The sequence below is a fragment of the Actinomadura alba genome (assembly GCF_014323705.1).
GTDB lineage: Bacteria > Actinomycetota > Actinomycetes > Streptosporangiales > Streptosporangiaceae > Actinomadura_C > Actinomadura_C alba.
The window spans coordinates 515,743-538,542 of the sequence record NZ_JABVEC010000001.1 but is presented as its reverse complement, the minus strand read 5'-3'; the positions used below and the strand labels follow the sequence as shown (position 1 = coordinate 538,542).

The 22,800-nt window shown below is 72.2% G+C and carries 17 protein-coding genes; 12 read left to right on the top strand and 5 right to left on the bottom strand.

The features are described from left to right. Nucleotides 1–19 precede the first annotated feature (19 nt). Together HKK74_RS02780 and HKK74_RS02775 are read left to right on the top strand one after the other, a co-directional pair. Nucleotides 20–1,810 carry a serine/threonine-protein kinase gene (locus HKK74_RS02780; protein WP_187241342.1) on the top strand — a complete coding sequence of 597 codons (1,791 nt, stop codon included), beginning with the start codon at nt 20–22 and terminating at the stop codon, nt 1,808–1,810. 92 nt (nt 1,811–1,902) lie between these two features. Continuing rightward, on the top strand, nt 1,903–3,492 hold the full coding sequence (locus tag HKK74_RS02775) for a serine/threonine-protein kinase (RefSeq protein ID WP_187241341.1): 1,590 nt from the start codon (nt 1,903–1,905) through the stop codon (nt 3,490–3,492). A 27-nt stretch (nt 3,493–3,519) separates the two neighbouring features. Here the strand turns inward: HKK74_RS02775 and HKK74_RS02770 are convergent, their stop codons facing one another. Continuing rightward, nucleotides 3,520–4,059: a DM13 domain-containing protein gene (locus HKK74_RS02770; protein WP_222721751.1), complete on the bottom strand. Its 540-nt coding sequence runs from the start codon at nt 4,057–4,059 to the stop codon at nt 3,520–3,522. 481 nt (nt 4,060–4,540) lie between these two features. Here HKK74_RS02770 and HKK74_RS02765 point away from each other — a divergent pair, with 481 nt between their 5' ends. The 5 genes from HKK74_RS02765 to HKK74_RS41245 all read left to right on the top strand — a co-directional run bounded on the left by HKK74_RS02765 (nt 4,541) and on the right by HKK74_RS41245 (nt 10,812). After that, the gene (locus HKK74_RS02765; protein WP_187241340.1) at nt 4,541–5,320 is read left to right on the top strand and encodes an electron transfer flavoprotein subunit beta/FixA family protein; all 780 of its coding nucleotides are present in this window, start codon (nt 4,541–4,543) and stop codon (nt 5,318–5,320) included. Between the two features lie 13 nt (nt 5,321–5,333). Further along, nucleotides 5,334–6,284, top strand: coding sequence for an electron transfer flavoprotein subunit alpha/FixB family protein (locus HKK74_RS02760; protein WP_187241339.1), 951 nt, complete (start codon nt 5,334–5,336; stop codon nt 6,282–6,284). 222 nt (nt 6,285–6,506) lie between these two features. Then, the gene (locus HKK74_RS02755; RefSeq protein ID WP_187241338.1) at nt 6,507–7,535 is read left to right on the top strand and encodes an AAA family ATPase; all 1,029 of its coding nucleotides are present in this window, start codon (nt 6,507–6,509) and stop codon (nt 7,533–7,535) included. Next, complete coding sequence (locus HKK74_RS02750) at nt 7,532–8,638, top strand: DUF58 domain-containing protein (protein WP_187241337.1); 1,107 nt, start codon at nt 7,532–7,534, stop codon at nt 8,636–8,638. The genes HKK74_RS02755 and HKK74_RS02750 overlap by 4 nt, the downstream gene beginning before the upstream one ends. Further along, nucleotides 8,635–10,812: a transglutaminase-like domain-containing protein gene (locus HKK74_RS41245; protein WP_187241336.1), complete on the top strand. Its 2,178-nt coding sequence runs from the start codon at nt 8,635–8,637 to the stop codon at nt 10,810–10,812. Before HKK74_RS02750 ends, HKK74_RS41245 begins: the two co-directional genes overlap by 4 nt. 147 nt (nt 10,813–10,959) lie before the next feature. On the opposite strand, the gene HKK74_RS02740 is transcribed toward HKK74_RS41245, so the two are convergent. Together HKK74_RS02740 and HKK74_RS02735 are read right to left on the bottom strand one after the other, a co-directional pair. Beyond that, the gene (locus HKK74_RS02740) at nt 10,960–12,159 is read right to left on the bottom strand and encodes an MFS transporter (protein WP_187241335.1); all 1,200 of its coding nucleotides are present in this window, start codon (nt 12,157–12,159) and stop codon (nt 10,960–10,962) included. A gap of 111 nt (nt 12,160–12,270) precedes the next feature. After that, nucleotides 12,271–12,798: a TetR/AcrR family transcriptional regulator gene (locus tag HKK74_RS02735; RefSeq protein WP_187241334.1), complete on the bottom strand. Its 528-nt coding sequence runs from the start codon at nt 12,796–12,798 to the stop codon at nt 12,271–12,273. A gap of 115 nt (nt 12,799–12,913) precedes the next feature. On the opposite strand from HKK74_RS02735, the gene HKK74_RS02730 reads away from it, so the two are divergent. Further along, nucleotides 12,914–14,068 carry a cysteine desulfurase family protein gene (locus HKK74_RS02730; RefSeq protein WP_222721750.1) on the top strand — a complete coding sequence of 385 codons (1,155 nt, stop codon included), beginning with the start codon at nt 12,914–12,916 and terminating at the stop codon, nt 14,066–14,068. Between the two features lie 85 nt (nt 14,069–14,153). Here HKK74_RS02730 and HKK74_RS02725 read toward each other — a convergent pair whose 3' ends face one another. Beyond that, on the bottom strand, nt 14,154–15,182 hold the full coding sequence (locus tag HKK74_RS02725) for a DUF695 domain-containing protein (RefSeq protein WP_187241333.1): 1,029 nt from the start codon (nt 15,180–15,182) through the stop codon (nt 14,154–14,156). 153 nt (nt 15,183–15,335) lie between these two features. Between HKK74_RS02725 and mnmA the strand changes: the two genes are divergently transcribed. Then, nucleotides 15,336–16,412, top strand: a complete 1,077-nt coding sequence (mnmA, locus tag HKK74_RS02720) for a tRNA 2-thiouridine(34) synthase MnmA (RefSeq protein ID WP_187241332.1) — start codon at nt 15,336–15,338, stop codon at nt 16,410–16,412. 19 nt (nt 16,413–16,431) lie between these two features. Here the strand turns inward: mnmA and HKK74_RS02715 are convergent, their stop codons facing one another. Then, nucleotides 16,432–16,860: a hypothetical protein gene (locus tag HKK74_RS02715; protein WP_187241331.1), complete on the bottom strand. Its 429-nt coding sequence runs from the start codon at nt 16,858–16,860 to the stop codon at nt 16,432–16,434. 176 nt (nt 16,861–17,036) lie between these two features. Here HKK74_RS02715 and HKK74_RS02710 point away from each other — a divergent pair, with 176 nt between their 5' ends. The 3 genes from HKK74_RS02710 (at nt 17,037) to HKK74_RS02700 (ending at nt 22,769) form a co-directional block, all read left to right on the top strand. Continuing rightward, nucleotides 17,037–18,038 carry a methionine synthase gene (locus tag HKK74_RS02710; protein WP_187241330.1) on the top strand — a complete coding sequence of 334 codons (1,002 nt, stop codon included), beginning with the start codon at nt 17,037–17,039 and terminating at the stop codon, nt 18,036–18,038. A 247-nt stretch (nt 18,039–18,285) separates the two neighbouring features. Next, nucleotides 18,286–20,451 (top strand): NAD-dependent DNA ligase LigA, encoded by a 2,166-nt coding sequence (ligA, locus tag HKK74_RS02705; protein WP_187241329.1) that lies wholly within the window; start codon nt 18,286–18,288, stop codon nt 20,449–20,451. Nucleotides 20,452–20,681: 230 nt separating this feature from the next. Next, nucleotides 20,682–22,769 carry a putative bifunctional diguanylate cyclase/phosphodiesterase gene (locus HKK74_RS02700; protein ID WP_187241328.1) on the top strand — a complete coding sequence of 696 codons (2,088 nt, stop codon included), beginning with the start codon at nt 20,682–20,684 and terminating at the stop codon, nt 22,767–22,769. Nucleotides 22,770–22,800 lie beyond the last annotated feature (31 nt).

Below are 22,800 nucleotides of genomic sequence, written 5' to 3'. Positions count from 1 at the left end.
GGTAGGGTTTTCAAGGGCGATGAAGGGGGTTGCTACGTCCGGGGATCAGGTCGGCCACTACCGCCTGCTCAATGTTCTGGGCGAGGGTGGGATGGGCGTCGTGCACCTGGGGATCGACCCCCAGGGTCGCAAGGTCGCGGTGAAAGTGCTCCGGCCCACCGTCGCGGGCGACGCGACGGCGCTGCGCAGGCTGGCGCGCGAGGTCGACACCATGCGCCGGGTGCACAGTCCGCACGTCGCCGAGATCATCGATGCCGATGTCACCGCCGAGCGGCCCTACATCGTCACGCAGTACGTGCCCGGCCGCACGCTCGAGCAGATCGTTCTCGAGGACGCGGGCCCAATGAGCGGCCGGCCGCTGCAGAGGCTGGCAGCGGGGCTGGCGACGGCGCTCACCGCAATCCACGCGGCCGGGGTCATCCACCGCGATCTCAAGCCGGGCAACGTGATGTTCCTCGACGGCGAGCCGGTGCTGATCGACTTCGGGATCGCCCAGGTGGTCGACTCCACCCGGCTGACCGCCACCGGAATGGTCATCGGCACGCCCGGGTATCTCGCCCCGGAGGTCATCGAGGGCGAGGACGCCGGCGCCCCGGCGGACGTGCACTCCTGGGCTGGAACCCTGGTGTTCGCGACCACCGGACGGCCTCCGTTCGGTTCCGGGACCTTCGAGTCGATCTTCTACAAGATCATGCAGGGGACGCCGGACCTGGAGGGCGTGCCCGACGCGCTGCTGCCGGTGATCCGCAGCGCGATGGCGCGCCATCCCGCCGAGCGGCCCACCGCGCCCAAGCTCGCCGAGCTCTGCCGGCGCATCGACCTGGACGCCACCCTCACCGACCAGACTCGCGTCGACCGGCCGTTCCCGACCTTCACCGCCCCGGCCCCCATGGCGATGCCGGGTCCGACACCGACGCGTCCCGCGCCGTCCCGGCCCGAGCCGGTGCCGGCGCAGCCCAAGGACTTCGTCGGGCTGCTGCCGCCGGCCGCCCCGCCGCCCGCGCCACCACCGGCTTCCGGGCCGTACGCCCCATCGCCGTACGCTCCGTACGGTCCCCCGCAGACCGGGCGCAGGTCGCATGACCGGCAGGACGGACGGCAGGTCCCGCCCGCGCAGCCGGATCCGTACGACCCGCGCCGCGCCGACCCCCAGCAGCGGCCGGATCCCCGCCGGGCAGACGGGCAACGGCGGCCCGACGCGCCCAAACCGCCCAAGCCGTACGGTTGGTATCGCCTCATCAGCCTGACGCTCCTCGCCGTGACCGCCGGGTTCACCCTGCAGTTGCCGGTGCTGACCCTGATCGTCGTCGTGGTCGGCATGTTCGTGCTGCGCGTCGGCGACCGGGCCGGCCAGAGCCTCACGGCCAAGCGGACCCGCACCGGGCCGACGCCCGGTGACGTGGTGGGCGCGGTGCTCAAGTCGCCACTCGGAATTCCGGGCGCGCTGCTGACCACGCTGCTCCTCACTCCGCTCGGGCTGCTCGCCGGCGCGATCCTGCTCACCGTGCTGATGGCGTCGCGGCCCGACATTTCCGTCGACCAGGCGTTGACCTACAGCACCCTCGCCGTCATCGGCCTGTTCTGCCTCGGGCCGGGCAGCCGGGCTCCCCGGCGCCAGCTCGCGCGCGTGTGGGGTGCCGTACTGCCCCGCCGCGAGATCGCGATGGTCGTGGCGGCCTGCCTCGGGCTCTTCGCGCTCCTGGTCTTCGGGCTGTCCAGCGGGGCGACCCCCGACACCTACCCGCTGCCCAGCCTGTCCGGCGATCTCTCCAGGCTCCGGTCCGACATCATGGACCTGCTCCCCGGCTAGCCGCGCACCGCCCGAGGGTGTTTCGCGCGTGATCGCCCAGGTCACCGGCCGCACGTCGAATCGGTGATCCACTCGATAGGCTGACGGGTGCCATGACCGGGGACGGGACGCAGGACGAACTGGGCGGGGGCGCCGCCGCGCACTCCCACGCGCGACCGGCCGGGCCGCTGCCGGACATCGGTCCGTACCGCCGCGTGGCATGGGTCGGCGAGGGCGGCCTGGGCGCCGTCTACCGCGGCACCGATCCGGCCGGTCGCGACGTGGCGATCAAGGTGCTGAGCGCCGAGATGTCTCACGACCGGGGGGCGCGGCGCCGGCTGGCGCGCGACGTCGATCAGATGCGCCGGGTGCGCAGCCCCCACGTGGCCGACGTCCTCGACGCCGACGTCACGGCCGATCATCCCTACGTGGTCACGCGATTCGTGCCCGGACGGCCGCTGGACGAGATCGTCGCCGCCCATGGGCCGCTGGGACCGGCGGGCCTGCGGCTTCTGGCGCTGGGCCTGGCCAAGGCATTGGTCGCGATCCACCGGGTCGGCGCCGCCCACCGCGACCTGAGGCCGAGCAACGTGAAGCTCGTCGGCGGTGAGCCGGTGCTGATCGACTTCGGGGTGGCGCAGGTCGCCGGCCGCGGGCTGGAACCACGGGCCGCAGCCGCGGAGGGCGCGACGGGAGCGGTCGGCGCCGAAGACGCCTTCACCGGCGAGCCCGGCTCGTCCGCACAGGACGTGCGCGCCTGGGCGGCCACGGTCGCCTTCGCCGCCACCGGCCGTCACCTCGCGGAGCTCGCCGGGGTTCCAGAACCGCTGCGCGCGGTGCTGGAATCCGCGCTCGACCCGGACCCGGCCCGGCGCCCCACCGCCGCCGCGCTCGCCGACACGGTGGCCGCCCTCCCGGTCGAGGCGGACGAGCTCACCTCGCCCGAACCGCTCGGCAGGGTGTCCGACCCCGCCGAGCCCCCCGTGCCGGGCGCAGGGCGTACGGCCGGCCCGGAGCCGTTTCCGCCACCGGAGCGGGTCACCGGCCCGTCGGCACCGGCCGACACCGGTGTCCGGCACCGGCCCGCCGCCGAGGGCGCGGCCGGCGCCGACCTCGCGGTCGCGCCGGCCTGGGCCAGGCTGTTCTCCTACCTGGTCGTCGCGACGGTCGTCGGCATGGTGATCGTCATGCCCATCGCGGGCTCGGTGATGGCGCTGGCCGGCGTGTTGGTGCTGAACGCGGCCGACGCCGCCGAACGAGGGCGGGCGGGCACGCGTGCGCCGCGCCCGCCGGTCGCGCCGCCGTCGGTTCCGGGCGTCCTGGTCCGCGGCATGCTGATGACGGCGCTCACGATCCCCTACGCGGCGGTGTGCGCGGTGACGATCACGCTCGCGCTCGTGGCGCTGGCCGCCGTCGGCATCGAGCCGGACGTGCTCGCGGCGTGCGCCTGGGGGGTGGGCGGTGCGGCCTATGTGCTGTGGGCCGGCCCGGGGGTCCGCGCGCCCCGGCGCCAGCTCACGAGGATCTTCGCGGCGGTGACTCGCGGACCGGGGCCGATCGCCCTGGTGGGCGTCGCGCTCGGTACTCTCGCGGTCGCCGCGGTGGTCGCGGCGATCTCGCTGACACCGAGCTTCGCGCCGATGTACGAACTGCAGAACTCGCTGTCGAGCTCGCTGGGCCGCCTCCAGCACACGCTGCAATGATCACCGGGGTTCCGCTGTCGCCCCGCCCTAGGCGGCGCTCGTCAGCGGCGCGGCGGCGAAGGCCACCGAGAAGCGCTTGCACCAGATCACGACGCTCTCGTATCGCTCGAGGTCGGCATCCGCCGGAATCTCGTAGTTGGAACTGCCCTGGTTGCCCTTGAGCGTGCCCAGATTCAGGTGGCCCGAGGAGAAGTCACCGGCGGAGTAGGCCCGCGTCGACAGCCAGACCTTCACGTCGGGGCCGTTGGAGGTCGTGAAGTCCTCGAGGCGCAGCACGCGGCGGCCGTCGGCGAGCCGGTAGACCTTCACGGTTCCGGCCGTCTCGTGCTCGTACGCCTTCCACGTGCTGGTGCGGTGCAGCAGGCGCGCGGCGGGCGCGGGCGTCGCGGGCGTCGCTCCCGCCGACGCCCGCCCGCCTTCGGCCGGTGCCGCCGCCGGCACGGGGGCGGCCTCGTCGACCCGGTCGTCCACGACCAGCTTCCACGGCTGGAACAGGACCAGGGCGGACGCGGCCACGATCGCCGCGACCAGGCCGCCGCCGATCAACGCTGCTCTTCCACTCCGCACGCCGCCTCCTCGTCGTCAGGTCCCCCGTCGCCGGGTCCTCGTGCCGTTCATCCAACTACGCGGAGGGTCGCCGTCACCGTCGGCGGAGCCTTACGAAGTCCTTAAGGTGTTCGCGGCCAGATGGGTCGGCGGGTGCTCTCACGGCCGGTGGGGTCGGTTCACGGCATGTCCGCAGAAGCGGGCGTACAGAGCACGATGTCCGCAGAGCGTGATATCACTCACCTGACGTTACGGGTGCCGCCTCATGTGGTGTCGGTGGCGTGATCCGCCGTCCACGTGGTGACCGGGATTTGCACTGTGTCTACTCGCCGGTAACATCGGTGGTGCAGCCGAAGAGGGAGCCCGGAGCCGAAGCATGCTCAGGTCTTTGGCAGGCTGTGAGGCGCGAACGTACAGCCCCGCCGACCCGTCAGGGCGGCGTTCCTTCGGCCGCGCGCACACGCGTGCGGCTGACTGAGTGCAGGGAGGTCGGCCACCGGCCATGAACATCGTCGTCTGCGTGAAGCAGGTTCCCGATACCGAGAGCCCGCGCAAGTTGAAGTCCGACGACAAGACGCTCGACCGTGGCGCCGCCGACGGTGTCATCAACGAGCTCGATGAGTACGCGATCGAGGAGGCCCTGAGCATCAAGGAGGCTCACGGCGGTGAGGTGACCGTGCTCACCATGGGCCCCGACAAGGCGCTCGACTCGATCCGCAAGGCCCTCGCGATGGGCGTGGACAAGGCGGTCCACCTCGTCGACGACGCGCTGACCGGCTCTGACGCGCTGCAGACCTCGTACGCGATCCAGCAGGTGCTGGCCAAGACCGGGTTCGACGTGGTGATCCTCGGGTCGGAGTCCACCGACGCGCGCACCGGCGTCCTCGCCGCGATGCTCGCCGAGCGGCTCGGCGTGCCGCAGCTCTCCCAGGCCAAGAAGGTCGAGATCGACGGTTCCGCCATCGCGATCCAGCGGCAGACCGACTACGGCTACGACCGGGTCGAGGCCGCGCTGCCCGCCGTGGTCAGCGTCGTCGAAAAGATCAACGAGCCCCGCTACCCCTCCTTCAAGGGGATCATGGCGGCCAAGAAGAAGCCGGTCGAAGTGCTGTCCGCCGCCGCCGCCGGCATCGACACGGCCAAGGTCGGGCTGGCCAACGCCGCCACCGAGGTCATCGAGTTCGCCGAGGCGCCGCCACGGGAACAGGGTCAGATCGTCAAGGATGAGGGCGACGGCGGCGTGAAGCTCGCCGAGTTCCTCGCGGCCAAGAAGTTCGTTTGAGGGAGGACTGGAAATGACCGAGATTCTCGTCCTCGTCGACCACCTCGACGGCGAGGTGAAGAAGGTCACGTTCGAGCTGCTGACGCTCGCCCGCCGTTTCGGTGACGCCGCGGCCGTCTGGATCGGCCCGGGCTACGAAGGGGCCAAGGACAAGCTCGCCGAGTACGGCGCCGCGAAGGTCTACGTCGCGGCCGACGAGGAGCTCACCTCCTACGTCGTCGCGCCGAAGGCGGAGGTGCTGGCTCAGCTGGTGAGCGAGAAGTCCCCGGCCGCGGTGCTCGTCTCCGCGACGGCCGAGGGCAAGGAGGTCGCCGGCCGGCTGGCCATCAAGATCGACTCTGGTGTTCTCACCGACGTCGTCGATGTGGCGGAGGGCTTCGTCGGAGAGCACTCGATCTTCGGTGGCGCGATCATCGCGCAGGCGAAGGTGAGGTCGGGCACGCCCATCATCGCCGTCCGGCCGAACGCGGTCGCGGTCGAGGCCGCGCCGTCCTCGCCCGCCGAGGAGCAGGTGTCGGTCGCGCTCACCGACGCGGCCAAGTCCGCGAAGGTCGTGGAGAAGGTCGTCCAGGAGAAGGGCGAGCGGCCGGACCTCACCGAGGCCGCGATCGTCGTGTCCGGCGGCCGTGGTGTCGGCGGTGCGGAGAACTTCAGCATCATCGAAGGGCTGGCCGACTCGCTCGGTGCCGCCGTCGGCGCATCGCGCGCGGCGACCGACGCCGGCTGGTACCCGCACCAGTTCCAGGTGGGCCAGACCGGCAAGACGGTGTCGCCGCAGCTCTACATCGCGGTGGGCATCTCCGGAGCCATCCAGCACCGCGCCGGCATGCAGACCTCGAAGACCATCGTCGCGATCAACAAGGACGCCGAGGCCCCGATCTTCGAGCTCGTCGACTACGGCGTCGTGGGCGACCTCTTCCAGGTCGCTCCGCAGCTGACCGAAGAGGTGAACAAGCGCAAGTGAACCGTGGTGGCGCGGTCGCCCGCGTCACCACTGACAACGAGGGACGACGCCCGCCCGGACCACGGGCGAGGTGACCGCGGAGCCCCGGCGATGTTGTGCGTCGCCGGGGCTCCGCCGGTTTGGTAACGACAAGACGGGCATAACGGCGTCCCGCACTGGAACCGATTGGAGCCTCACCGGCGTTGTCAGTGGCGACCGGTCCTCGCATCACCCAAGGGACACATGGACGCGATCCCCGATCACAACGGACGGCCGCACCCGGTTTCCGCCGGGCACCTGGCCTCCGCCTCCCGTTCCCTCTCCGTCACCACAGACGAACCACTCACCCTCAGGATCGAGAGCGTCGCCGAGCTCGGCGAACGCATGCGCGCGAACATCCGCACGGCGGTGCGGATGCCGGATCACGTGCTCGACACCGTCCTCGCCACCGTCCTCGCCGGCGGGCACCTGCTGGTCGAGGACCATCCCGGCGTCGGTAAGACCCAGCTCGCCCGCAGCCTCGCGCGAAGCCTCGACGGACGGTTCGCGCGGGTGCAGGCGACCGTCGACCTGCTTCCTGCGGACATCGTCGGCGCCAGCGTCTGGCGGGCCGACACGGCCTCGTTCGAGTTCCGCCCCGGCCCAATCTTCGCGAACGTCGTGCTCGTCGACGAGCTGAACCGGGCCACCCCGAAGACGCAGTCCGGCCTGCTTGAGGCGATGGAGGAACGCCAGGTCACGGTCGACGGGACGAGCCGGCCGATCCCGGCCCCGTTCATGGTGATCGCCACCCAGAATCCCAGCGCCGGCTACGACGGAACCTATTCGCTGCCGCCCGCGCAGCTGGACCGCTTTCTCGCCCGGATCTCGCTCGGCTATCCCACGGTCGATCAGGAGATGGCGTTGCTGCGCGACGGGCCCGACCCCTCGACGGAACCGGTGTCGACCCCTGCGGAGCTGCTGGCCGCACAGGAGGCGACGGCCGGCGTGCACACCTCGGACGCGCTGCTGAGGTACGTCGTCGAGCTGCTCACCGCCACCCGCGCGCATCCGCTCGCCGAGGTGGGGGCCAGCCCGCGGTCCGGACTGCTGCTCCTCGCGGCGGCCCGGGCGCACGCGGCACTCGAGGGACGCGTCTTCGCGGTGCCCGACGATGTGCAGAAGGTGGCCACGACCGTGTTGACCCACCGGATCCAGCCGGCCTCTGCGGCGCCCGCCCAGGCCCAGGAGGAGGTCGTCCTGGACGCCGTGGCCAAGGTGCGGGCGCGATGAGCCGAGTGGCGGTGTGGCTCGCGGCGGCGCTCGGCCTGGCCGTCTGCGCCGCCACCGTCGTCTCGCTGACGCTGTTCGCCCTGGCGGTCGGGCTCGTCGTGGTGGTGGCCTCGGCAGCCCTGACCGTGACGGTGGCCGCCCGCCGCGTGACCGTGACGCGTTCGCTGGACGAGCGGGAGGTGCTGGAGGACGAGCCCCTGCTGCTGAGCTTCGGCGTCCACGGCATCGGCGGGCTCCCGGTGCGGCTCGAGGTCCTGTTCGGTGACGAGACCGGCGACGAGCACTGGGTGCCGCTGGAGGAGTTCGGCGGCACCATGCCGTTCATCGTCGGCCGCCGCGGTGCGTACCGGCTGGATCCGACGCCGCTCCGGCTGGTCGACTTCTTCGGCATCTTCCGCCGTACGGTCTTCGCGGGCGAGCTCGAGCCCGTTCTCGTGCTGCCCACCCCCGACACCGGCGCGCACGTCCTCGTCCCGCCCGGCGCGCCCGCCGAGGACATCGACCCCGACGGCCTGCGGCCGTACGTTCCCGGCAGCCCGGTGAGCCGCATCCACTGGGCGTCACTGGCGCGTGGCGGCGACCTGCACGAGCGGCGGTTCGCCAGCCCGCCGGCCGGGCTGCCGTTGGTGATCGTCGAGACGGCCGGCGCGGACGACCCGGCCAAGGTGGACTGGGTCGCCCGGGCCGCCGCGGGCTGTGTCCTCCGGCTGACCCGGTCCGGCGGCTGCAAGGTCATGCTGCCCGGTGACAAGGCCGCGACCGAGGTGACCGACGCGGGGGCGCGGCACGCCGTGCACCGCCGCCTCGCCGGCCTCGAGGTGGCGCCCGCCGGGGCGGCGTCGCGGATGCCGGGGGCGGGGCAGTCCTCCATCGTGCGCTTCCCGGCCGGCCTCGTCGTGCCGCCACGGCCTCCGCTGCCGTCGGGCCTGGTGCCCATGCCGGCCACCGCCGTACAGCCCGGACCGGCGGAGCAGGGGTGGAACCGCCAGGACCCGGGCGTCTCCGCGGTCGGTGGGCTCGCCGGCGACGAACCCGCACAGGAACGGCTCGACTGGGGGGAACCGGTGCGAGCGCGATCCGTTCAGCGGAAGAAGGCGTCGTGACGGCCGGCTCCCGGGCGGCGCCCGCGCCGGGCCCTCCCGCGGTGCGGCCGGCGCCGGCGGTCAAGGCGGCGCTGGCGGTGCTCGCCACGATCGCCGCGGCGGCCGGTGCGTGGTCTGCCCTGCTGGGCGGGGCGGTCCTGCGCGTGGCGCCGGTCGCCGTCGCCGCCGTCGCGCTCACCGTGCTGCGGCCCACGCCGCGGCTCACGGGAGCGTTGCTGGCCGGGTGGCTCCCGGCCGCGGTGGTCGTCGCCGGCGCGCCGGCGGAACGCTGGTGGCCGAGCCACTGGATGGAACTGCTGCGCGACCTGTCCGACGGTGCGTCGATGCTCGCGACCCTCGGCCCGGGCCGCGTCGAGGGCGATCCGTGGCCGGTGGCGAGCTGGTTGCTGCTCACCGGGACGGGCTGGCTCGTGGCGAGCGCGCTGGGGGCGGCCAGGCCGGTCCCAGGTTCCCTGCGCACGATCGCCTTCGCGCTGCTCGTCGCGCCGTGGGCGGTGGCGGTGGCGGTCCGGCAGACCGACGATGCGGCCTGGCAGGGCGCCCTGATCCTCTTCGCGGCCTGTCTGTGGTTCGCGCCGCGTGTCGCGTCGACCGTGCCGGTGCTGGCCTTCGGGATCGCGGCCGCCCTGGTGTCGGCGCTGACCGCGCAAGCCTTCGGCCCGAAGGAGCCCTGGCTGGCGCTCGACGACGTCTTCCAGCGTGAGGCGCAGTTCACCCGGCTCGACACCACGCAGACGTACGGCCCGCCGCGCGGCCGTCGTAGTGGCGCGACCATGTTCGAGGTCACCGCGCCGGAGCCGGCACTGTGGCGGATGCAGGTGCTCGATCGCTACACGTGGCGGGGCTGGGACGTGAGCACCCGCGCCGGCGTGGAGCTGCCCGAGCCGGCCGCGCGGCCGATCGACATCGATGTCGAGGTCGTAGGGCTGCGGAGCGACATGGTGGTCTCGCCGGGACGGGTCATGTCAGTCACCGCCGAGGAGAAGGTCAGCGAGGGCAGCGGGCAGTCCAAGCGGCTCACCCCCGTGCCGAGGCGCGGCGACACCTACACCGTCAGCGCGAGCATGGTGCGCGCGACCGCGGATCAGCTGCGCGCCGCCCCGCCGCCGTCCGATCCGCGGATCGGCGCGTACACGAACCTGTGGTCGGGCTATGGCTCGTTCGGCCGTACCGACTGGTTCGGCGCCCCTCCCTACCGCGGGTCCGGGGAGTCGCAGCGGTTCGACGGCATTCCGCAGCAGATGGAGGGGTACGACCGGTCGCCGTTCCAGGCCGTTTCCGACATCTCGCAGCAGCTCGCCGAGGGCACGCGGAACCAGTTCGAGATCGTCCAGCGGGTACAGCGGTATCTCACCGAGGGTGATCGCTTCCAATACACCACCGACGTGCCGAGGCCGGGCCGGTACCCACTGATGGACTTCCTGCTGTACGGCCGGAAGGGGTACTGCCAGCACTTCGCCGGGGCGGCCGCCCTGCTGCTGCGCATGGCCGGGGTCCCGACCCGGGTGGCGGTCGGCTTCGCCACCGGCGTGCCGGCGGGCGACGGCCGCTACAGCGTGCGCGACGCCGACGCCCACGCCTGGATCGAGGTGTACTTCCAGGATGTCGGATGGGTGCCCTTCAACCCCACCCCGGCGGCGGCCGACGCCGAGATCCCGCAGGAGCTCGACCCCCTCGCCCCTCCCGTGGAACCGGGCCGCACGGGCACGGCCGCGACCGTGTGGGCGGGCGCCGCGATCCCGCTCGTTCTGACCCTGGGCGTCGTCGCGGTCGTACGGCATCGGCGCCGCGACCCGCGCACGGAGCTCGGTGAACTGCTCGAGCGGCTGGCGCGGCGGACCGGCGCACCTGTGGAGCCGTCGACCACGCTCGGGGAATTGCGCGGGCGGCTGGCCCGGATCGGCCCGCGCAGCGCCGCACTCGTGACCGAGGCCGAGCACACCAGGTTCGCGGCCGGCCCGCAACAGGTCCGCGGGCACCCGCGGGTCCGGCTCTTCCGCGCCCTGGTCGAGGATCTCGGCACCACGCGTGCGCTGCTGATCCTGCTCGCCCCCGTGACCAGGCCGCTCCGCGCGGTCGTGTCCGCGCGCTCGCGCCTGCCAGATCCGATCCGCCGGCCGGCCGGCGCCGCCGTCGCGGTGCTTTCGCGCCGGCGCCGGCGCCGGCGCACGTGAACCGCCCGGGGCCGAACGGGCTCGACGCCGGCGAACGCGCGACGCGATGGGCGGCGGTCGTGGTGCCGTCTCCGCCACCGGCCGCTCCGCACGGTCGTACCGGCACGCCGGCCGCGGTGTGCGGCGGCATGCGCGTCAGCCGCGCGCTCAGGCGGCCAGGAGCTCGGGCGTGCCGTCCGGGGCGGTGTCCGGGCTCGACGCGGCGACGTCGGTCTGGGCGGTCACCGGCAGGTACCGGGCGCCGACGGCGATCAGCAGCGCGAGTGCCACCACGATGGTGAGGCCCAGCCGGAGGGACGTGTGGTCCGCGACGAGGCCGATCACGATCGGCCCCAGCAGGAGACCGCCGTAGCCCATCGTGCCGACCTGGGCGATCGACGCGGCGGACTGGCCGGGGGCGACCGTGCCCGAGAGCGACACCATCGTCGGCACCACCGTGCAGACCGCCGCGCCCGTGAGGAAGAAGCCGGCGAGGGCGACCGGGGTCGACGGGGCGAGCAGCACGAGGCTCACCGCCACCGCGGTGCCGAGGCCGCCCAGAGTGAGCAGCCTGCGCGTGCCCAGCAGGAGGCGCAGCCGGTCGCCGACCAGCCGCCCGCAGAGCATGGCCAGCTCGAACAGGGGGTAGCCGAGCGCCGCCACCGCCTCGGAGGCATGCAGTTCGTCGTGCAGCAGCAGGCCGCTCCAGTCGGCGATCGCGCCCTCCGCCATGAAGGCCAGGAAGGCCAGCGTCCCGATGAGGTAGACCACCATCGGCAGCCGGCGGCGCCGTTCCCGGCTCCGCTCCGCGGCGACGGGCGGGTCCTGCAGGTACATCCGGCCGATGAACAGCGCCACGGGCAACGCGAGCAGGGCCGCGGCGAGCACGGCGCGGGTGAAGGACATGTTCAGGAGCGCCGTGAGCGCACCGAACAGCCCGCCGCTCATCGCGCCGACGCTCCATCCGGCGTGCATGCCGCTCATCAGCGGCCGGTCGTGGGCCCGTTCGACCACGCTCGCCTGCGCGTTCATGGACACGTCCATGACGCCGAACGCCATGCCGAACATGGCGATGGCCGCCAGCAGCAGGCCGTACGTCGGGGCGACGGCGACCAGGGCCGAGGTGGCCGCGGCGAGCGGGGCGGCGACGCGCAGCACCTTCCGGCTGCCGGTGCGCGCGATGACCGCACGAAGGCCCTGCATGGCGATGACAGCGGCGACGCCCCAGGTGAGAAGCACGATGCCGATGTCGCCCGCGTCGATGTCGAACTTGGCGGCGAGGGCGGGCATGCGCGCCACCCAGACGCCGCACAGCAGACCGCCGAGAGCGAAGGCCAGGAACGTGCCCACGCGGGCTCGGAACAACATGTGGTGACTCCTTGCGTGCCGGCCTGCGGGGCACACCGGCGGACTGGTCTCACGGCTCGTCGGCCGCCGACCGGGATCGGAACAGGGGAGGGGGAGGGGGAAGCGGGCGCGTCAGGACCGGAGCAGGCTCAGCAGCCGTTCTCGCAGGGCCTCGTACCGCCCGGGATCGAAGATTCCGGGATTCTGCCCGACCACTTCCCACAGGCCTTCGGCCGCGAGCCGTACGACCATCGCGGTCACCGGGTCGGCGTCCTCGCCGGGATCTCGCCGATGCCAGCGGACCATCGCCTCGCGCAATGGCGCGACCAGTTCGGGGTCGGCGGCGGCCGCGGTGATGCCCGCCCACCGGCGCCGGGTGCGGGCGCCTTCGCTGCCCGTCAGGATCTCGAAGGTCGCCTCGACGAAGGCCCGGCTGTAAGAACCCGGGAGGCCGTCGTCATGGGCGGCGACGAGCGTGTCGAACTCCTCGATCACCCGGTGGACCAGCCCTTGGACGAGGGCCTCCTTGCCGGGGAAGTGGTAGAGAAGCCCACCCTTGCTGACGCCGGCGCGGTCGGCGACCGCGGACAGCGTCAGAGCCTGCGTGCCGTGCTCACAGAGCACCAGTTCCGCGGCGTTGAGGATGGCTTCACGTTTCATGGCGATCGAACTGTACCGTCCGGACGGTACAGTAGCCAAAACGGCGCCGCGCCGGGGTGACATCGGTGGTACCGGCCACGGACGCCGGACGCGCCGCGGCTAGGCTGAAGCCGCCATGGTGACCTATCTCGACCACGCCGCGACCACTCCGATGGTCGCGGAGTCCATCGCCGCGATGACGGCGGAGCTCGGCCAAGTGGGCAACCCGTCGTCTCTGCACTCCGTGGGCCGGCGCGCCCGCCGTGTCGTCGAGGAGTCGCGGGAGATCATCGCCGAGGCGTTCGGCGCCCGCCCCAGTGAGGTGGTCTTCACCGGAGGCGGCACCGAGGCCGACAACCTCGCCGTCAAGGGGCTGTTCTGGGCGCGTCGCGCCGCCGATCCGCGCCGGACCCGGGTGCTGGCCAGCGCGATCGAGCACCACGCGGTGCTCGACGCCGCGCAGTGGCTGGCCGACCACGAGGGCGCGCGGGTCGAGCTGATCCCGGTCGACGAGTACGGCCGGGTGAGTCCCGACACGCTGCGTGCCATGATCGGCGAGGACGTCGCCCTCGTCACCGTCATGTGGGCGAACAACGAGGTCGGCACGGTACAGCCGATCGAGGAACTCGCGGCCGTCGCCCGCGAGCACGGTGTCCCGTTCCACTCCGACGCCGTGCAGGCCGCCGCCCAGCTCCCGGTCGACTTCGCCGCGGGCGGTGACGCGCTCAGCGTCAGCGGGCACAAGCTCGGCGGCCCGCTCGGCATCGGCGCCCTGCTGCTGGCCAAGGGCGTCGATCCGACCCCGGTGCTGCACGGCGGCGGTCAGGAGCGCGACGTGCGCTCCGGCACGCTCGACACCCCGGCCATCGCCGGGTTCGCCGCGGCCGTGCAGGTCGCCGCCGCCGGCCGAGCCGCCGGCGCCGCGCGGCTCACAGCGTTGCGCGACACGCTCGTCGAGCGGGTGCGGGCCGCGGTGCCCGACGCCGTCCTCAACGGCCACCCGACCCTGCGCCTGCCGGGCAACGCGCACTTCTCGTTCCCGGGGTGTGAGGGCGACGCGCTCCTCATGCTCCTCGACGCGCGCGGGATCGAGTGCTCCACCGGCTCGGCGTGCTCGGCCGGGGTGTCCCAGCCCAGTCACGTGCTGTTGGCCATGGGCGCCGACGCTGCCCGAGCTCGCGGTTCACTGCGTTTCACCCTCGGCCATGACTCGACCGCCGCCGATGTCGACGCCCTCGTCGACGCGATCGGCCCGGTCGTCGACCGCGCCCGGCGGGCCGGGCTGAGCTGACAACCGCACGCGCTTCCGCGAGGCCGGCCGGCGTCGCGTGCAGTCCGGCTGAGGGCGATGGCCCGGCTGAGGCCGGGGAGCCCGGCTAAGGCTGGTAGGGCGCGAGCGCCCGCCACCCCGGGTCCGGCGTGGAGGCCACCTTGGCGCGGCCTTCCGACCAGCCTGCGGCGAGCTGATCGAGCTCGGCGAGGACTCCCGACTCCGGGTCGGCGTACAGGTGCAGGACCCGCAGCCCGTCACCGGTCTCGCGCACCGCGAGCACGGCCCGGTCGCCCATCTCGGCGAGATGCTTCTCGAACTCCCTCAGCGCGGACGAGGACGGTTCGACCGGCAGCCGGTCGGGATTGCTGTGGGCGTACGGCAAGGACACCGCCACATGCAGATCGCACAGCGGATGGTCCGGCCGGTGCAGGGGAAAGCGGACGCCCAGCCGGGCCGGATGGCCGCGCGGCGTCCGTCCCTCGCCGGAAAGCCAGTTCGCCTCCCGGAACGGCTCGGCGATCTGCTGCACCACCGCGGACAGCATCGCGGGCGTCAGCGAGTCCATCGGCTCGTCGGTCGCGACCTTCACATCGCCGATCCAGCGCGCGACGTCGTCCTCGCCCAGAGCCCAGTCGAGGATGTGGACGGCCACCTGGAGCCGGATCCCCTCCGGCACGAACAGGAAGTCCGGATGGTAGGCGGTGATGTGCACCCGCGCCCGGCCCTCGTCGGCGCGCATCCCGAGCCGCACGTACTCGAGGTCGAACTCGTGGTCGCCCAGCGTGAGCTTCTGGCCGAGCATCTCGGGATCGGCCTGCCGGGACGAGTGGTAGGCCCAGCCGCCGTCCTTCGGCGCGGCGCGGCACCACCGCTCGGCGACCCCGCGCAGCTCGGGTGTCCCACCGCCCGTGACGGTCAGCACCGGCGTGCCGTCGCCATGGCCGATCTCCCACTGGAGCTGTGGATGGATCTTGCGGATCCGGCGGGAGATCTCCTCGATGGTGTCGGTCGGCAGGCCCTCGGTCAGGGTCGCCTCGACGGACGGCCTGATCTGCTCCCACCAGGCCCAGAATTCGGCGATGGCCGGGCCCGATGGTGATGACGTGTCGCGCGGGCGGCGGAAGATTCCCATATCGCGTGCAATCGTACTGCGTTCGATCGTCTCGCTCCGCTCGACGCCGCGCCGGGTTGTGAGACGTCGGCCTCTTCGGCGATCGTTCCGCGTTTCCGGGCGGGGGAAAGGATGTGAGGGCCGGGCGCGGGGGCGCGTACCCTCTTGAGTGTTATGACTTTGCGCGTACTCGCCGCCATGTCGGGCGGCGTCGACTCCGCCGTGGCCGCTGCCCGGGCCGCCGAGGCCGGTCACGATGTCACCGGCGTGCACATGGCCCTGTCCAGCAACCCGAAGTCCTACCGCAGCGGCGCCCGCGGGTGCTGCACGCTCGAGGACTCCCGCGACGCGCGGAGGGCGGCCGATGTGATCGGCATCCCGTTCTACGTGTGGGACCTCGCCGAGCGGTTCGACCGCGACGTCGTCCAGGACTTCGTGGACGAATACGCGGCCGGCCGCACGCCCAATCCGTGCCTGCGGTGCAACGAGAAGATCAAATTCGCGGCGCTGCTCGACAAGGCCCTCGCCCTCGGATTCGACGCAGTGTGCACCGGCCACTACGCCCGCCTCGACGACGGGGTGCTGCGGCGCGGCGTCGACGAGGGCAAGGACCAGTCGTACGTCCTGGCCGTGTGCACCAGGGAGCAGCTGGCGCACGCGATGTTCCCGCTCGGCGACACCACCAAGGCCGACATCAGGCGCGAGGCGGAACGGCGCGGCCTGCGGGTCGCCGACAAGCCTGACAGCCACGACATCTGCTTCATCGCCGACGGCGACACGCGGGGGTTCCTCGCCGAGCGCCTCGGCGCCGCGCCGGGCCCGATCGTCGACACCTCCGGCGAGGTCGTCGGCGAGCACGACGGCGCCTACTCCTACACGGTCGGCCAGCGCAAGGGGCTGCGGATCGGCCGGCCCGCGCCCGACGGCAAGCCGCGCTACGTGCTCGACATCTCGCCTGTGAACAACACGGTCACCGTCGGCCCGCGCGAGGCACTCGACGTCCACGAGATCACGGGGGAGCGGCCGGTCTGGCTCGCCGCTCCGCCCGCGGGGCCGCACGACTGCCAGGTGCAGCTGCGGGCGCACGGCGAGGTGTACGACTGCACCGCCGGGGTCGAGGGCGATCTCGTGCGGATCCGCCTGCACGCTCCTGCGAAGGGCGTGGCCACCGGTCAGGCCGCGGTGCTCTACGACGGCGACACCGTGCTCGGCTCGGCGACCATCGCCGCCACCGACAGCGTCTTCGCCTGACGCGTGCTCTCGCGGCCGGTCAGCGCGTCGCGGCCACGGCCTCCATCGCCACGGCCTGGAGGTCGCCGGCCAGGCTGGCCCGGGGGACCTCGGCGCCGGTGAACGCCAGCCCGATCGAGACGATCAGTTCGCCCTGCACGCAGCGGAGCTGCGGCGCCCGCCGGGGGTCGAAGACGGCCTTCTCGCCGACGCCGATCAGCTGCACGCGGGTGCCGGTGGGCCGCCCGACGGTCGCCCAGCGGTCCGCACCGGTCCGCGCGTCGCGGCGTGGCGCGTACGAGACGGTCAGCTCGGCCGGCGCGCGGCGGCCGTGCAGCCGGGCGGTTCCGGTGAACCGTGCCACGAAGCCGCTCGCGTCGCCGCTGGTCGCACAGGCGGTCGACCTGCCGTGCATGGCGGCGGTGACCGTTTTCGGGCTGATGGCCTTGCACAGGTCAGGCGTCGGCACGGTGGCGCGTGGTGCCGCGTCCGACGTGGGACCGGAACCGCATGCGGAGAGTGCCGCTACCAGGGACAGGGACAGGAGCGACCCCCGTGACAGAAGCGGCCACGGGGTCCGGCGGGGGTGCGGGGGCATGCCCGTGAGGATAGGCCCTCGTTAGGCTTCGGCATGTGCCAGAACCCATGACGTACCCATGGCCGGCGGCGAGCGCGACGGGGGTCGGCTCCCATCCGGGCGCCGATCCCGCCGAGACGCTGCGCGTTGTGCTCGGCGAGCTGCCCGCCCTTCCGTACCTGCCGGAACTGCCCGCCCGCGGCCCCGGGGCGGACCTGACCGGCCGCACGGCGGGTCTGCTGGTGGAACTGCCGGTGGCGCTGCAGCCCTCGGGCTGGCGGTTCGCCGACCGGCCGGGCCGGGACCTGCGACGGGCGCGTGACCACCTCGCCCGCGATCTCGACGTTCTCGAGGAGCGGGCGGCCGGCTACGAGGGGCCGTTCAAGATCCAGGTCGCCGGGCCGTGGACCCTCGCGGCGACGATCGAGCTCAAGCACGGCGACCGCACTCTCAAGGACCCGGGCGCGACCCGCGATCTGGTCGACTCGCTGGCCGAAGGCGTCCGTGAGCACGTCGCCGACGTGCGCCGCAGGCTGCCGGGCGCCGAGATCCTGCTGCAGGTCGACGAGCCCGGCCTGCCCGCGGCGCTGGCCGGGACGGTCCCCACGGCGAGCGGTTTCGCCCGGCTCCGTGCTGTGGAGGCGTCAGTGGCCGAAGAGGGCCTCGGGCGGGTACTGCGCGCCGCCGACGCCTACCCGATGGTCCACTGCTGCGCGTCCGGCGTGCCGTACGGCCTGCTGCGCGGGGCCGGGGCCAAGGCGATCTCGGTGGACGCCAGGCTGGTCCCCGCCCGCGACGACGACGCGATCGGCGAGGTCATCGACGCGGGGGTCGGCCTCCTGCTCGGCCTCGTCCCGGCGACCGGCACGCAGCCGCCGCCGGCCGACCGGTCCGCACGACCCGCCGTGGAGTTGTGGCGGCGGCTGGGCTTCCCGCCCGGCCGGCTGGCCGAACAGGTCGTGGTCACCCCCTACTGCGGCCTCGCCGGGGCCTCGCCCGCCTACGCCCGGACGGCCCTGGCGCACTGCCGCGAGGCCGCGCAGGTGCTGCGGGACAAGCCCGAGGGCTGATCCCGACACCCGTCCCGCCATGTGCACGTACCGCCGCTCGCCCAGGGACCCGGGGAGGACGTCGCCGGCCGGCCGGTTCGCCCCACGAGGCGACGAATCGCCGACGCCGCCGGGATTCCGACCCGTCGACCCGGCCGCTCGCGTCCCCGGCTCTGGCCCCTGACGAGGGAGAACGGGCGCAGGATCACGGTGGGGAGGAGGCCGAAGCGGCCGGAAGATTGTCCGTGGCACGGTGGAGACTAGGGCCATGAGCTTGAGTCAGGATGCGTCCGGACAGGCGGCACGGCACGCGGAGCTGTGCCAGGACATCGACGACGCCAACTACCGCTACTACGTTCTCGACGACCCGACGCTGAGCGACGCCGAGTACGACGGGCTCATGCGCGAGCTGCGCGAGCTCGAGGAGAGCCACCCGGAGCTGGTCGGCCCCGACTCGCCGACGCAGAAGGTCGGCGCGCCTATCACCACCGACTTCACGACCGTCGAGCACGTCGAGCGCATGCTGAGCCTCGACAACGCGATGAACTCCGACGAGCTGTCCGCGTGGGGCGAGCGCGTCGAGAGGGAGGCCGGGCCGGGCAGCGGATACCTGTGCGAGCTCAAGATCGATGGGCTCGCCGTCGCGCTGCTCTACCAGAACGGCCGGCTGGTGCGCGGCGCGACCCGCGGCGACGGTCGCAGCGGTGAGGACGTCACCAACAACATCCGCACGATCGCGGCCATCCCGACCCAGCTCACCGGCGACGAGGTCCCCGAGCTGCTCGAGGTGCGGGGAGAGGTGTACCTGCCGGTCAAGAGCTTCGAGGAGCTCAACGCCGCGCTGGTCGAGGGCGGCCGGGAGCCGTTCGCCAACCCGCGCAACGCCGCCGCGGGCTCGCTGCGGCAGAAGGATCCGCGGATCACCGCGCAGCGGCCGCTCAGCATGATCGTGCATGGCTTCGGCGCCTGGGAGGGCGGCGAGCAGCCGCAGAGCCAGGCCGAGGCCTACGAGCTGATGCGCGCGTACGGCCTGCCGGTGAGCGACCGCTACCGGGTGGTGCCTGGCCTGTCCGAGGTGGGCGACTACATCAGGTTCTACGGCGAGCACCGGCATGACCCCGAGTACGAGATCGACGGGGTGGTCGTCAAGATCGACCAGCGGGCGGTGCAGCGCAGGCTCGGCTCCACCAGCAGGGCGCCGCGCTGGGCGATCGCCTTCAAGTACCCGCCCCAGGAGGTCAACACGCGGCTGCTCGACATCAAGGTCGGGGTGGGCCGCACCGGGCGCATCACGCCGTACGGGGTGATGGAGCCGATCAAGGTCGCCGGTTCCACCGTGGCCTACGCGACGCTGCACAACGCCAGCGAGGTCAAGCGCAAGGGCGTGCTGATCGGCGACACCGTGGTGCTGCGCAAGGCGGGCGACGTCATCCCCGAGATCGTCGCGCCGGTCACCGGGCTGCGCGACGGCACCGAGCGCGAGTTCGAGATGCCGACGCACTGCCCCGAGTGCGGCACCGAGCTGGCCTACCAGAAGGAGGGCGATGTCGACATCCGGTGTCCCAACGCCCGGCTGTGCCCGGCACAGCTCCGCGAGCGGCTCTACTTCGTGGCCAGCCGCAACGCCCTCGACATCGAGGCACTGGGCTATGTGGCGGCGACCGCGCTGACCCAGCCGCTGGAGCCGGACGAGCCACCCGTGCGGAACGAGGGGGATCTGTTCCATCTGACCGTCGACCGGCTGCTGCCGATCAAGAGCATCGTGCGTGAGCAGCGCACGGGCCTGCCCAAGATCGATGACAGCACCGGCGAGCCCAAGGCCGTCACGTTCTTCGCCAACAAGGCCGGCGAGCCGAAGAAAACGGTGGAGAAGCTGTTCGAAGAGCTCGAGAAGGCCAAGCGGCAGCCCCTGTGGCGGGTGCTGGTCGCCCTGTCCATCCGGCACGTGGGGCCGCGCGCCGCGCAGGACCTGGCCCGTGAGTTCCGTTCGATGGACGCGATCGAGAGCGCCACCGAGGAGCAACTGGCGGCTGTCGACGGTGTGGGGCCGACCATCGCGGCGTCGCTCAAGGACTGGTTCGCGGTCGACTGGCACCGCGAGATCGTCCAGAAGTGGCGGGACGCCGGCGTGCGCATGGAGGACGAGGGCGCGGTGGGCCCGCGTCCACTCGAGGGCGTGACCGTGGTCGTGACCGGTTCGCTGGAGCGCTACAGCCGCGACTCCGCCACCGAGGCCGTGCAGGATCTCGGTGGCAAGGTGACGGGTTCCGTGTCAAAGAAAACCGGCTTTGTCGTCATAGGAGACAATCCAGGATCAAAATACGACAAAGCCCTCAAACTAGGTGTCCCTATCCTCAATGAGGAGGGGTTCCAAGTGCTGCTGGAGAATGGGCCGGATGCGGCCAAGGTCGTAACGCTTCGCGTGGACGAATGACCCGCTGTCGTGGTTGTGCCTTCGACCAGCAACAAGTTACCGTGAGGTAGAACTTAGTTACACAGAGATCACTAGCGGCATCAAACAGGACGTAACGGAACGTACCCAATCGGTTTCGCGAAGTTGCCCGAAGGTCGTAGTCTCCCCTCATCACCTGAAAGCGGACCTCCGGTGCGGTCTTCGACTGTGCGAACGCGAGGGCGATCTCCGGACCTTCCCCGAGGGAAGTGATGAAGGACCCGAACAACACACGGGACACCCTGCCCCGGCGGGGCTCCCCCTTGTGGATCTATCTCGTCTGCGTCATCGGCCTCGGCGCCGTGGCGTTCGCCGCGGCGCTCAGCGGGTTGGTCGCCGAGCACTGTGAAGCGCTCCTCACCAACCCGGTGTTCTGGGTCCTGGCCTGCTTCATCCTGTTCGGCGAGCTCAGGCCCATCATCACCCCCGGCTCCACTGAGACGGGTTCGACCGAGACGAGCGGCGCGACCACCTCGACCACCTTCGTGTTCGCCGCACTGCTCTACGCGGGGCTGCCGGTCGCCGTGATGCTGCAGGCCGTGGCGGCGGTGGCCTACGGCGTGTTCCGGCGCTGGGCGCCGCACCGCACCGCGTTCAACGTCGCCCAGTACTCCCTCAGCATCAGCGCCGCCACCCTGGTGCTCGCCGCCTTCGACATCCATCCCACGCCGATCCGCCCCTGGGTGCCCGAGGGCACCGATCTGTTCGCCATCGCCGTCGCCGCCGCCGTGTACTTCCTCAGCAACGACACGCTCGTCAGCGGTGCCGTCGCGCTGCACGAACGCGTCTCGCTGATCAAGGCGATGCGCCGTGACTTCGGCTACCAGGTGCTCGTCAACCTCGCGCTGCTCGGGCTGGCGCCGCTGGTGGTGGTGGCCATGGACAGGTCGGCGGCGCTCGTCCCGCTGATCGTGCTGCCCTTCATCGCCGTCTATCTCAACGCCTCGGGCTCGGTACGGCGCGAGCACCAGGCGCTGCACGACGGCCTGACCGGGCTGCCCAACCGCAAGCTGCTGATCACGCGTACCGAACAGGCCCTGGCCGAGGCGCGGCACGAGGCCGGGCGCGGCGGAGGCTCCGGGTCGGGGGAGCGGGTCGGGCTGTTCCTGCTGGACCTCGACCGGTTCAAGGAGGTCAACGACACGCTCGGGCACCACACCGGCGACCGGCTGCTGCAAATGGTGGCGCACCGGCTCACCCACAGCGTACGGCCGGGCGATCTCGTCGCGCGGCTGGGCGGGGACGAGTTCGCGGTGCTCCTGCCATCCGTGCGCGACGCCCAGGCGGCGAGGGAGGTCGCGGTGCGGCTGCGGGCGGCGCTGAGCGAGCCCGTGCGCCTGGACGGCATGTCGTTCGACATCGAGGGAAGCATGGGCATCGCGCTGCACCCCGATCACGCACCCGACTTCGAACTGCTGCTGCAGCGGGCGGACGTGGCCATGTACGTCGCCAAGGAGAGCCGGTGCGGTGTCGAGATCTACTCGCCCGCCAAGGACCGCAACTCCCCGGCCAGGCTCGGGATGCTCGGCGATCTGCGCCGGGCGATCGACCGTGACGAGCTGGAACTGCACTTCCAGCCCAAGATCGGGTTGATCGACGGGCAACTGGTCGGGATGGAGGCGCTGTTGCGCTGGCACCATCCGGAGCAGGGACTCGTCGGTCCGGGCCAGTTCCTGCACATCGCCGAGCAGACTTACCTCATGAGGTCGATCACGCACTATGTGGTCGACCGGGTGCTGGCCCAGGCCGCGGCCTGGTGGCGTGAGGGGCTGGCGGTGCAGGTCTCGATCAACATCTCCGGCCGTGATCTGCTCGACTCGACGCTGACCGAGACGATCGCGGCCGGCCTGGTCGAATACGACCTGCCCGCGGCGACGCTACAGCTGGAGATCACCGAGCGGATCCTCATGAACGAGCCGGCCTACGCCGGCGAGACGGTGGGAGCATTGGCCGAGCTGGGGATTCCGCTCAGCCTGGACGACTTCGGCACCGGCTACTCCTCCCTGGTCCGGTTGAAGCGGATGCCGGTCGAGGAAATCAAGATCGACTCTTCGTTCGTGCAGCGGCTGGCCGAGTCCTGCGACGACACGGTGATCGTTCGATCCATCATCGACCTGGTACGGACGCTCGGCCTGCGGTCGGTGGCCGAGGGGGTCGAGGACGCCAAGACGGCTCAGTTGCTGCGCGAGATGGGCTGCGACGCCGCCCAGGGATGGCATTTCGGCCGTCCGATGGGCGCCGCGGAGGCCACCGACTGGCTGCGGCGTCGCATGGAACGCGCACCCGAACCCGCCGCCTGACCCCCACGTCCCAGGTCGCGCGCGCGGCCAG